The 11,516-nt window shown below is 66.4% G+C and carries 9 protein-coding genes and 1 pseudogene; 1 reads left to right on the plus strand and 9 read right to left on the minus strand.

Translation table 11 applies throughout. The features are described 5' to 3' along the window. Positions 1-5: 5 nt before the first annotated feature. The gene (gatA, locus tag DQP57_RS16520; RefSeq protein ID WP_112633921.1) at positions 6-1,493 is read right to left on the minus strand and encodes an Asp-tRNA(Asn)/Glu-tRNA(Gln) amidotransferase subunit GatA; all 1,488 of its coding nucleotides are present in this window, start codon (positions 1,491-1,493) and stop codon (positions 6-8) included. Further along, a complete protein-coding gene (gene gatC, locus DQP57_RS16525) occupies positions 1,490-1,789 on the minus strand; it encodes an Asp-tRNA(Asn)/Glu-tRNA(Gln) amidotransferase subunit GatC (RefSeq protein WP_112633922.1) in 300 nt (99 codons plus the stop codon). Before gatC ends, gatA begins: the two co-directional genes overlap by 4 nt. Before the next feature lie 109 nt (positions 1,790-1,898). Here gatC and DQP57_RS16530 point away from each other — a divergent pair, with 109 nt between their 5' ends. After that, positions 1,899-2,555, plus strand: coding sequence for an amino acid-binding protein (locus tag DQP57_RS16530; RefSeq protein ID WP_112633933.1), 657 nt, complete (start codon positions 1,899-1,901; stop codon positions 2,553-2,555). A 333-nt stretch (positions 2,556-2,888) separates the two neighbouring features. Here the strand turns inward: DQP57_RS16530 and DQP57_RS27010 are convergent. The 7 genes and pseudogenes from DQP57_RS27010 to ligA all read right to left on the minus strand — a co-directional run. Continuing rightward, positions 2,889-3,182: pseudogene (locus DQP57_RS27010) on the minus strand (DUF222 domain-containing protein); the annotation flags it as partial. A 162-nt stretch (positions 3,183-3,344) separates the two neighbouring features. Continuing rightward, complete coding sequence (locus DQP57_RS16545) at positions 3,345-3,779, minus strand: hypothetical protein (RefSeq protein ID WP_112633923.1); 435 nt, start codon at positions 3,777-3,779, stop codon at positions 3,345-3,347. A 65-nt stretch (positions 3,780-3,844) separates the two neighbouring features. Continuing rightward, positions 3,845-6,763 carry an RND family transporter gene (locus tag DQP57_RS16550; RefSeq protein ID WP_112633924.1) on the minus strand — a complete coding sequence of 973 codons (2,919 nt, stop codon included), beginning with the start codon at positions 6,761-6,763 and terminating at the stop codon, positions 3,845-3,847. After that, complete coding sequence (locus tag DQP57_RS16555; RefSeq protein ID WP_205869147.1) at positions 6,760-7,206, minus strand: MmpS family transport accessory protein; 447 nt, start codon at positions 7,204-7,206, stop codon at positions 6,760-6,762. Before DQP57_RS16555 ends, DQP57_RS16550 begins: the two co-directional genes overlap by 4 nt. A gap of 173 nt (positions 7,207-7,379) precedes the next feature. Continuing rightward, positions 7,380-7,976, minus strand: a complete 597-nt coding sequence (locus DQP57_RS16560) for a TetR/AcrR family transcriptional regulator (RefSeq protein ID WP_112633926.1) — start codon at positions 7,974-7,976, stop codon at positions 7,380-7,382. Positions 7,977-8,046: 70 nt separating this feature from the next. After that, on the minus strand, positions 8,047-9,159 hold the full coding sequence (locus DQP57_RS16565) for a cystathionine gamma-lyase (RefSeq protein ID WP_112633927.1): 1,113 nt from the start codon (positions 9,157-9,159) through the stop codon (positions 8,047-8,049). Beyond that, positions 9,156-11,243: an NAD-dependent DNA ligase LigA gene (gene ligA, locus DQP57_RS16570; protein WP_112633928.1), complete on the minus strand. Its 2,088-nt coding sequence runs from the start codon at positions 11,241-11,243 to the stop codon at positions 9,156-9,158. Before ligA ends, DQP57_RS16565 begins: the two co-directional genes overlap by 4 nt. Positions 11,244-11,516 lie beyond the last annotated feature (273 nt).

Raw genomic sequence — 11,516 nt, forward strand, 5'->3', positions numbered from 1 at the left:
GCCCGCTAGACGGTGGGCGCCGCGGGCAGCGGCCCCCGGGCCGCCTCGTAGGCGGCGCCGACCCGGTAGAGCCGATCGTCAGCCAGCGCGGGCGCCATGATCTGCAGGCCGACGGGCAGCTCGTCATCCGGCGACAGACCGGCCGGCACCGACATGCCGCAGTGTCCGGCCAGATTCAGCGGCAGCGTGCACAGGTCGAACAGATACATCGCCAGCGGATCGTCGACCTTCTCGCCCAGCCGGAACGCCGTGGTCGGGGTCGCGGGCGACACCACAACGTCCACCGAGCGGTAGGCCTCGTCCAGGTCGCGGGCGATCAGGGTGCGCACCTTCTGGGCCTGGTTGTAGTACGCGTCGTAATAACCGGCCGACAGCGCGTACGTGCCGATCATGATGCGGCGCTTGACCTCCGGCCCGAAGCCGGCGGCCCGCGTCAACGCCATCACCTCCTCGGCGCTGTGGCTGCCGTCGTCGCCGACGCGCAACCCGTAACGCATCGCGTCGAAGCGGGCCAGGTTGCTCGACACCTCCGACGGCAGGATCAGGTAGTAGGCCGCCAGCGCGTACTCGAAGTGCGGGCAGTCGACCTCGCTCACGTCGGCGCCCAGGGCGGTCAGCTGCTCGACGGCGGCCCCGAAAGCGCTCAGCACGCCGGGCTGATAGCCCTCGCCGCGCAGCTGCTTGACCACCCCGACGCGCACGCCCTTGAGGTCGCCGGCCGCGCCGGCCCGCGCAGCGCCCACGACGTCGGGCACCGCCGCGTCCACCGACGTGGAGTCGCGGGGGTCGTGCCCGGCGATCACCTGATGCAGCAGCGCGGTGTCGAGCACCGTTCGCGCACACGGCCCGCCCTGATCCAGCGACGACGCGCACGCCACCAGGCCGTAGCGCGACACCGTGCCGTAGGTCGGCTTGACGCCCACCGTCGCGGTGAGCGCGGCGGGCTGCCGGATGGACCCGCCGGTGTCGGATCCGATCGCCAGCGGCGCCTGGAACGCGGCCAACGCCGCCGCGCTGCCGCCGCCGGAGCCGCCCGGCACCCGGTCGACATCCCAGGGGTTGCGGGTGGGCCCGAAGGCGGAGTTCTCCGTCGAGCTGCCCATCGCGAACTCGTCCATGTTGGTCTTGCCCAAGATCGGGATCCCGGCGGCGCGCAGCCGCGAGGTGACGGTGGCGTCGTAGGGCGAACGCCAGCCCTCGAGGATTTTGGACCCGCAGGTGGTCGGCATGTCGACGGTGGTGAAGACGTCCTTGAGCGCCAGCGGGACACCGGCCAGCGGGGACGGCAACCGCTCCCCGGCGGCCACCGCCTCGTCGACCGCCGCCGCCGCGCCCAGCGCCTCGTCGGCCGCCACGTGCAGGAAGGCGTGGTAGCGCTCGTCGGTCGCGGCGATCTGGTCCAGGCATGCCTGGGTGACCTCGACCGAAGACACCTCTTTGGCGGCGATGCGGGCGGCCAGCGTGGCGGCGTCGGAGCGGACGATGTCGTTCACTCGCTGTCCCCCAGGATCTGCGGGACGCCGAAGCGGCCGTCGACGGCTTCGGGCGCCTCGGCCAGCGCCTCGGCCTGGGTGAGGCAGGGGGCCGGCTCGTCCGGGCGGGTGACGTTGACGTCCTTGAGCGGGTTGTCGGTGGCCTCGACGCCGGTGACGTCCACCGCCTGGACCTGGCTGACATGGGTAAGGATCGCGCCGAGCTGGCCGGCGAAGCTGTCGAGTTCGCTGTCGGTCAGCGCCAGCCGGGACAGCCGGGCCAGGTGCGCTACCTCGTCGCGGGAGATCTGGGACACGATCCGAAAGCCTAGCCGCGGGCGCGGGGCCCGCTGCACGCCGTTGCCGATCGCGCGGCCGGATCGAGCCGAAATGCCAGCGACACATCCTTATGTCACAGTGTTGGCCGTGCCCTCCTATCTGTTGCGCATCGAGCTCGTCGACCGGCCAGGCAGCCTGGGGTCGCTGGCGGTCGCGCTCGGTTCGGTGGGAGCCGACATTCTGTCGCTCGACGTCGTGGATCGCAGCGCGGGCTACGCGACCGACGACCTGGTGATCGAACTGCCGCCGGGGGCCATGCCGGACAGGCTGATCACCGCGGCCGAGTCCCTGTCCGGTGTCCGCGTGGATAGCGTGCGCCCGCACACCGGCCTGCTGGAGGCGCACCGCGAGCTGGAGTTGCTCGACCACGTCGCGGCGGCCGACGGCAACGCGGCGCGACTGCGGGTTCTGGCCAACGAGGCGCCCAAGGTGCTGCGCGTCAGTTGGTGCACGGTGCTGCGCAGTTCGGGCGGCGAGCTCGAGCGCCTGGCCGGCAGTCCGGGCGCCCCGGAGACCAAGGCGGACTCGGCGCCCTGGCTGCCGATCGAGCGGGCGGTGACGCTGGACAGCAGCGCCGAATGGGTGCCGAAGGCATGGCGCGATATGGACGTCACGATGGTCGCGGCCCCGTTGGGTGACCCGCACACCGCGGTGGTGCTCGGCCGCCCCGGCCCGGAATTCCGGCCCTCGGAGGTGGCCCGGTTGGGCTACCTCGCCGGGATCGTCGCCACCATGCTGCGCTAGCGCGACGGGTTGACTTGAGCCTGTAGCGAGAGCGAATTTCCTTTATGCCCCAGTATGTTTGGGCTTCGATGCATGACCGGCATGACGGGTGCCGCATCAAGTTAGTTGGTTGTCGGTGGCGGTTGGGGGTTGGAAGGGTATGTACCACCGCCAGTCGGCGCGTTACGGCCCCACCGCGGGCGAGGGTTTAGTCGGGGGCGCGCCAGGCTCGGCCCTCGGCCGGCGTCGTCGCTGACCACAAGTGCGCCTGCGGGTCCGGTGATGGTGATGGCGCCACGATGGCGCAGCCGGTGATGATAAGGGCACAACAGCACCAGGTTGACCAACTCGTGGGCCCACCATCTTCCCGGTGCCGAAACGCGGGAACTCGCCAGCCGGCCGGCGATGGCGGTGAGCGTGTGCGCGTTCGCCGGCGAGCAGGCCGTCTTCCCAAGCCACCAACGCCGGCACCGACCGCGCGCCGGTCACCCCACAGAGCGCGTCGCGATCGATCTCGGCCACGATCTCCACGATGCGCCCATCAATCGCATTACGCCGCCCGGCCAACTCCGCCAACTCCTCGAACAACACCTCAAGACGCTCACCAGGACCCACCATCACAGCGCCAACAGATGCGGTCGAAGACATGGCCCCGTCATCGCAGCCACCACCGACAAAAACGGGCCCCCGAGCCCCAGCCCGCGGCAGTTACCACAAATCCCGGTGCCTTAACCAAGTCCGGTCGTGCCAGGTCGGCGCGCGACGGGAATTTCCATCGAGTTACGTTCGGCTACAACAGCTTTCGCTTGGTCAACGATGCGCGGAGAGTTCCCCCGTGGCATCGGGTAGACGACGTTTCAAGGCGGCGATTCTGAGTAGCTGGATGGTTAAGTTCGTGGCTCCCAGCATGGGGAAAAGCCCGATATATATCCGAAGGGATTTGATGCTGTGCAGTTCAATAGTACTGAACACAATAAAACATCCGATGGTGAAAACAGCGGCCGGGATCGAGTAAGCGATAAGGGAGCTGCGATCGGCGATGATTTGTGTCGCAAATTCTAATTCTTGTTCTGACATCGGTTCGCCTTTACGTAATTTCCTCATAACTTTTCTGATACCACCGACTTCTTCACCAACCGGCACAGGTGGTCGCTCGAGGAGTCGCTTCACGAAAGTGAAGACGCAGGCGGCGAACACCAACTCGGCCACGCCGGCTAGCACCGCCAGATAACCAAACAGGCCCAAATTTGTTCACTCCTTCATCGACCAAGACACCGTGGGGTCGCCGACGAACCGCTTGTCGCGCCCTTTCAGGCGTGGGAACGCCTTGCATTTGAAGGCGATTCGGATGTCGCTACGGGGTCTCCGTCTTCCCAGAGCAGCAGTTGTCGAACCGCTTGGCGTGACCCGTACGGGCGGAGCATCGTGCTGGCCGGGCGGGGTCTCACGCGTTGGGGCCACCAGAACCAGCGCCCGAGCAGCGCTGCGACGGACGGCGTCATGAATGAACGCACGATCAGGGTATCGAACAGCAGACCCAAGGCGATCGTGGTCCCGATTTGACCCAGCACCAGCAGGGAGGCGGACACGAAGGAGGCCATGGTGAAGGCGAACACCAGGCCGGCGGAGGTCACCACAGCCCCGCTGCCTGCCATGGCCCGGATAATGCCCGTATTCAGGCCGGCATGGATCTCTTCCTTGAACCGAGAGATCAACAGGAGGTTATAGTCGGATCCCACCGCTAGCAGGATGATCACCGAGAGCGCCAGGCAGATCCAGTAGAGCTTGATACCGAGGATGTCCTGCCAGACCAGAACGGAAAGCCCGAAAGAAGCGCCCAGCGAAAGCGCTACCGTGCCCACAATGACGATCGCTGCGACCAGACTTCGGGTAATGATCACCATGATGAGCAGAATGAGGCTCAACGCGGCTATTCCGGCGATCATGAGATCGTATTTGGCACCGTCGGCTATGTCCTTATAGGTTGCGGCCGTGCCGGCGAGATAGATGTTGGAATCCCCCAAGGGGGTGTTCTTCACAGCCTGCTTGGCCGCGTTCCTGATCGGTTCGATGTGCGAGATACCTTCAGGGGTCGCGGGATCACCCTCGTGGGAGATGATCATGCGCGCCGCCTTCCCGTCCGGCGAGAGAAATAATTTCAGGCCCCTTTTGAACTCGGGGTTGTTGAAAGCCTCGGGCGGCAGGTAGAAGGAATCGTCATTTTTGGCGGCGTCATACGCCTGACCCAGGGCCGTCGCGGTGTCGGTACTTGCCTTCGCCTGCTCGTTGATTCCCAAGTTGGTGGCGTAGTTGGACAGCGTGAGGCCGAGGTTCTTCTCCTGGTCGGCGATCTGAGGCGGTAACAGGGTCACCAATTTCTGCTGGCCCGCATCCAACTTGTCCAAGCTCGCGGTGAGCTTTTCAAACTGCGCACTGAGCTGATCGATACCGTCGAGCGCATCGAAGACAGATCTGAACGCGAAGCAGGCCGGAATGTCGAAGCAGTGTTTTTCCCAATAGAAATAACTGCGTACCGGCCTGAAAAAGTCGTCGAAATTCGCGATCTTATCCCGCAGGTCATTGATGATGGCGATCGTGTCGTGAAAGCTTTGGGTCTCGTCGTGCGTCGAGGCGGCGAGTTGTTTTTGCAGCCCGTACTGCTGGTTCAGAATCCCGATCGTATCTTTGAGATTGTCGGCCTGTTTCAACAAATCCTGGGCGCGCTCTTTCTGGTAGTGCAGGTTCTCGATGTTGCCGATGCTGCCCGCGCTGATCTGAAATGCCAACGAGGTGTGCTCGATCGGGGTCCCCAAGGGTCTGGTCATGGACTGGACTTGGGAGATGCCGGGCAGGTGGGCGATCGCTTTGGCAACCCTTTCCAGATTGATCATGTCGGCAGGATTACGCATATCGTGGTCGGTTTCGATCATCAACAATTCGGGGTTGAGCCGGGCCTGAGAAAAATGCCGCTCCGCGGCCGCATACCCCGTATTGGCCGGGGCGCTGGCTGGCATGTAGGCCCGAGCGTCATAGTTTGTCTTATATCCGGGCAAAGCGAGCAAACCGATGAGGGCGACCCCGGTCGCCACCACCAGGATGGGTCCGGGCCAGCGAACGATTGCGGTGCCGATGCGCCGCCAGCCCCGGGTCGCCAGCTGGCGTTTCGGATCGAACAGCCCGAAAAGGCTGCCAACGGTAATCACGGCTGGAGTCAGGCTGAGCGCGGCCGCCAGTGCGACCCCGATACCGATTGCGGCGGGAATGCCCAGGCTTTGGAAATAATTGAGCCTGGTAAAGCGCAGGCAGAGCACCGCACCGGCGACGGTCAGACCGGAACCCAGTACCACGTGGGTCGTCCCGCGATACATGGTGTAGTAGGCGGTTTCGCGGTTCTGCCCGTCGTGCCGCGCCTCGTGGTAGCGGCCGACAAAGAAGATCGCGTAGTCGGTGCCGGCGGCGATGACGAGCAAGGTGAGTAGATTCGTCGCATACGTCGAAAGCCCGATCAACCCGATGCTTCCCAGAAACGCGACAATACCCCTGGCGGCCGCCATTTCGACGATGACCGTGACCAGCACGAAAACCGCTGTGACGGAACGGTAGACCCATAACAACATCGCCAAGATCACCAACACGGTGACCACGGTGACCTTGAAGATGCCGTTGCTGCCTACTTCGAACTGATCGGTGACCAGCGGCGCCGCGCCGGTCACGTAGGCCTTCACCCCCCGTGGTGGGGGCGTGTGCGCCACGATCTGGCGGATGGCGTCGACCGACGCGTTGGCCAATGCATCGCCCTGGTTGCCGGCAAGATACACCTGCACGTAGGCGGCCTTGCCGTCCTTGCTTTGCGAGCCTGCCGCCGTCAGCGGATCCCCCCAGAAATCCTGGACGTGCTCCACGTGCTTGGTGTCGTGCTCGAGCTTGCGGACCAGAACGTCGTAAAACCGGTGGGCGTCATCGCCTAGGGGCTTGTCGCCTTCAAGGACGATCATGGCCGCACTGTCGGAATCGAACTCGTGAAACACCTTGCCTATGTGTTGCATCGCCTGAAACGACGGCGCATCCGGGGTGTTCAGAGAGACGTTGTGCGCTTTGGCCACGTCCTCCAAATTCGGTACGGCGATATTGGAGATAGCCGCCAGACCCACCCACAGCAGCAGGATAGGCACCGCAAACCGACGAATACCTTGCGCTACGGCGGACCTCGGGGCGTGATCGTCGCTCATGCGGACTTCACCAGGCAGAAGGTATAGGCGTTCACTTGGTTGACGATCCTTTCGTCCTTGACGTCACCATCCACCGTGATGCGGCAGCCCAGGGAATCGCTATTGCCCTGCGCGACAAGGTTGCTGAAGGCTCCGGGCTGTGTCGTCACCATAGTCAGCGACCACGGCAGGGGCGCGTTCAACACTTGCTGCGGCTGCACATTGATGTCAACATAATTGATGGTCGCCACCGCTCCAGCGTCACCAAAAACCTCAAGGGTGATGTGCTTGGGACTGAACGGTTCGGTCTGATCGGAGATACCACCGGCAGCCGACGTGTTGTTGTGCGAGCCGAAGTTCCCGTGGAGCCGGAACACGCAGAACCCCGCGACAGCCACCACCACCACGGCGACGATCACCATCCACCCGCGTCTAACCAGGGATGTTATCGAAAAGCCTTTCACCCGTTAGCCTTTCGAGTATCGGGCGACAGAACCACGCCCGGGGCCGGGCGTGGTTGCCAAAACATCATAAGCGTCGTCAACAGGTAAGACGGTACGGTACGGGACCGTACCCGTACAAGAGACGCGCGCGTATATATTTTTCAACAGGCGGCTATCCCCGAATGCCGGCTTAACTACCCGGTGCGCCTGGTCAGGCCCGGGATGAGAAACCCGTCGACGAACTCCTGCACGGTGCGACGAGTCGGCGGCCGACTTTGAACGATCGACCGAAAGATGAGATAGCCGGGCAACAGGTCCCACAGTTCGTCGGTGATGACGTCCTCGGCGATCTCGCCCCGGTCCACCGCCTGGTGCAGCAGGTGCTGGATCACGGCTTTGCGCTGGTCGAGGAATTGATGCTGCATCGCCTCGTTGAGCGCCGGGTGGCGCGACACCTCGACCATGACCGCGCGGATGGTGCTGGCGTGGCGCCCACTCTCCTGGCTGATCGTCTCCCCCAGGCTCAGCAGGTCGCCGCGCAGCGAGCCGGTATTCGGCGGGACGGCCACCTGGCGGACGCCTTCGGTGAAGGCGGCCAGCACCAGTTCGGCCTTGGAGGGCCAGCGCCGGTAGACCGTGGCTTTGCTGGCGCGCGCGGCGGCAGCCACCGCGTCCACCGTCAGGTGGTCATAGCCGTGTTCCTGCAGCAACGCCAGCGTCACGGCCAGTATCTCGGCCTCGCGCGGCGACCACGGTGATGCGTGCTCGCACCGATCGGCCGTCTGGGTCATAGAGCCCACGATAGAGCCGCTCGGGCGATGCGGACCAATTTCGGTGCAGTCGGGCCCGACGGATGTCGTGTCAGCGCGAGGGCATCATCGCGCGTTCGATGTCGGCGAGCAGGTCGTCGGTGTCCTCGATACCCAGTGAGATGCGCGCGAAGCCGTCGGCGACCGGGTCTCCCCAGCGCGCCCGGCGGTCCACCGAGGTGTGCAGGCCCCCGAAACTGGTGGAGGCGATCAGCAGTTCGCTGCGGTCCACCAGGGCGTGCACCGCGGCCGCATCGGCCAATTCGACCGACACCAGCGCCCCGAATCGGCGCATCTGCGCCATGGCCACCGGATGCGCCGGGTCGTCGGCCAAACCCGGATATCGCACCGCCCGCACCGCGGGGTGACGGGCCAGCATGGTCGCCACCGCCCGGGCGTTCTGGCATTGGCGTTCGAAGCGCAATCCGGCAGTTCCCATGCTGCGCAACAGAAGCCACGCCTCGAACCCGCCCAGCACCGCACCGGCGAGCAGCCTGTGCCGCTCCACTCCGGCGAGCAGCTCCGGCTGGTTGCTGGCGACGTAGCCGGCCAGCAGGTCGCCGTGACCGGACAGGGCCTTCGTCGCGCTGGCCACCACCGCGTCGGCGCCCAGGGACAGCGGCTGCTGACCCAACGGCGTCGCGGCGGTGTTGTCGACGACCAACCGCGCGTCGCGGCCCCGGCAGACGGTGGCCAGCCGGTGCAGATCGATCACGTCCAGCGCCGGGTTGGTGGGCGTCTCGGCCAGCACCACGTCGGCCTGGGCGGCCGCGTCATAGATCTGCGCGCACGACGCCTCGATGACCGTCACGCCCGCGGGCACCAGGTCCTCACGGGCGTAGCGGCGCACCTGGTAATAGCCGTCGGCAGGCACCACCACCGTCGATCCGGGCGTCGCGAGCGTGCGTAGCACGGCGGTGATGGCCGCCATGCCCGAGCCGAACACCAGCGCCCCGCCGGCCGCCTCGAGCTCGGCGAGCGCGGATTCCAGTTGCCGCCAGGTCGGATTGGAGCCGCGGCCGTAGCTGTCCAGCGCGGCCGTTTCGTCGCCGGACAGGTGGTAGGTGGCGGCCAGCACCGCCTGCGGTGCCACCGGCTGTCCCGAAACGGCTTGCCCGTCAATGGCTTTGAGGCTGCGGGTGGAATCCCCGTACCGACCGGTCATGCTCCGTCGGCCGGTGTTTCGGTCGGCCCTTCGGCCAGCAGTTTCCGGAAGCCGTCCTCGTCGAGGACGGGCACCCCCAGCTCGATCGCCTTGTCGTACTTGGAACCCGGCGAATCGCCGGCCACGACGTAATCGGTCTTCTTCGACACCGAGCCGGCGGCCTTGCCCCCGCGGGCCAGGATCGCCTCCTTGGCGTCGTCGCGGGAGAAGCCGGCCAGCGACCCGGTGACCACAACCGTCAGCCCCTCCAGGGTGCGCGGCACGCTGGCGTCGCGCTCGTCGGCCATCCGCACGCCGGCGGCCCGCCACTTCTCGACGATCGCGCGGTGCCAGTCGACGGTGAACCACTCGGTGAGCGCCGCCGCGATCGTCGGCCCGACGCCTTCCACCGCGGCCAGCCGCTCGGTGGATGCCGACATGATCGCGTCCAGGTCACCGAACTCGGTCGCCAGGGCCCGCGCGGCCGTCGGCCCGACATGCCGGATCGACAACGCCACCAGCACCCGCCACAGCGCCACCGCCTTGGCCTTGTCCAAATTGTCCAGCAGCCGTTTGCCGTTCGCGGACAGGGAACCGGCCTTGGTCCGGAACAGCTCGGTGCGCAGCAGGTCGTCCTCGGTGAGGGTGAACAGATCACCCTCGTCGGCGATCACGCCGGCCTTGAGCAGCGCAATGGCCGCCTCGTAGCCGAGGCCCTCGATGTCGAACGCGCCGCGCCCGGCGACGTGGAACACCCGCTCCCGCAACTGCGCCGGGCACGACCGGGCGTTGGGACAGCGGATGTCGGCGTCGCCCTCCTTGGCCGGCGCCAGCGGGGTGCCGCACTCGGGACATGTGGTGGGCATGTCGAATTCGCGTTCGGAGCCGTCGCGCAGGTCGACGACGGGGCCGAGCACCTCCGGGATCACGTCGCCGGCCTTGCGGATCATCACCGTGTCGCCGATCAGCACGCCCTTGCGCTTGACCTCGGCGGCGTTGTGCAGGGTGGCCAGCCCCACCGTCGACCCCGCCACCTTCACCGGTGTCATGAACGCGAACGGTGTGACGCGCCCGGTGCGCCCGACGTTGACGCGGATGTCGAGCAGCTTGGTCTGCGCTTCCTGCGGCGGGTACTTGTACGCGACGGCCCATCGCGGCGCGCGCGAGGTGGTCCCCAGCCGGCGCTGCAGGGCGACGTCGTCGACTTTGACCACCACACCGTCGATTTCGTGCTCGAGCTCGTAGCGGTGCTCACCCCAGTAGGCGATCCGCTCCTCCACGGCGGCCAGGCCCCGCACCCGCGCGGTCTGCGCGGCCACCGGCAGGCCCCAGGCGCTCAGCGCGGCGTAGGCCTCGTGCTGGCTGGTGGGCGCGAACCCCTCGGTGCGACCGATGCCGTGACAGATCATCCGCAGCTTGCGCCGGGCGGTCACGGCCGGGTTTTTCTGGCGCAGCGAGCCGGCGGCGCTGTTGCGCGGATTGGCGAACGGCGCCTTGCCGTCCTCGACCAGACTGGCGTTGAGCGCTTCGAAATCGGCGAGCAGGAAGAACACCTCGCCGCGCACCTCGAGCAGGGCCGGAACCGGGAAGTCCGTGGCCGCCGACAGCCGCTCGGGGACATCGTCGATGGTGCGCGCGTTGAGCGTCACGTCCTCACCGACCCGGCCGTCGCCGCGAGTCGCGGCCCGCTCCAACCGGCCGTCCCGATACACCAGCGACAGGGCCACGCCGTCGATCTTGAGTTCGCACAGGTAATGCGGCTCGGCGCCGACCTCGTTCTCGACGCGGTTGCTCCACGCCACCAGCTCGTCGCGATCAAAGACGTCGTCGAGGCTCAACATCCGTTCCAGGTGCGCCGCCTCGGCGAACTCGGTGGCAAACCCCGCGCCGCCGACCAGCTGCGTCGGGGAATCGGGCACCCGGAGCTCCGGATGCCGCTCCTCCAACGCCAGGAGTTCGTTGAACAGCGTGTCGAACTCCGCGTCCGAAATGATCGGCGCGTCCTTGATGTAGTAGCGGAACTGGTGTTCACGGACGGTCTCGGCCAGGTCGTGCCACTGCCGGCGCACCTCGGGGGTGACCGAATCAGCTTCTGCTGAGCTCACCTTGGCAGGCTATCCGAGGACACCGACGCAAAACCCCGGCGCGCTCAGTCCTGGACGTAAGACCGCAACCGGTCGAGCGCGGCATCCCACCGGCGGGACAGTTGGCTCAGATCGTCGCTGGCCGACGCCAGCGGCTGGGTCTGCACCGCCACACGCGCTCGCGGCCGCGTCGACGGCGCCCGTCATACCCGGGCGCGCAACCGTTTGATTGCCTATCCAATGGCGTCGGGGTCCTCCGCGAACATCTCGGCCGCCTTGCGGGCGAGCTCGATC

It is taken from the genome of Mycobacterium colombiense, from assembly GCF_003284935.1.
GTDB classification, from domain to species: domain Bacteria; phylum Actinomycetota; class Actinomycetes; order Mycobacteriales; family Mycobacteriaceae; genus Mycobacterium; species Mycobacterium arosiense_A.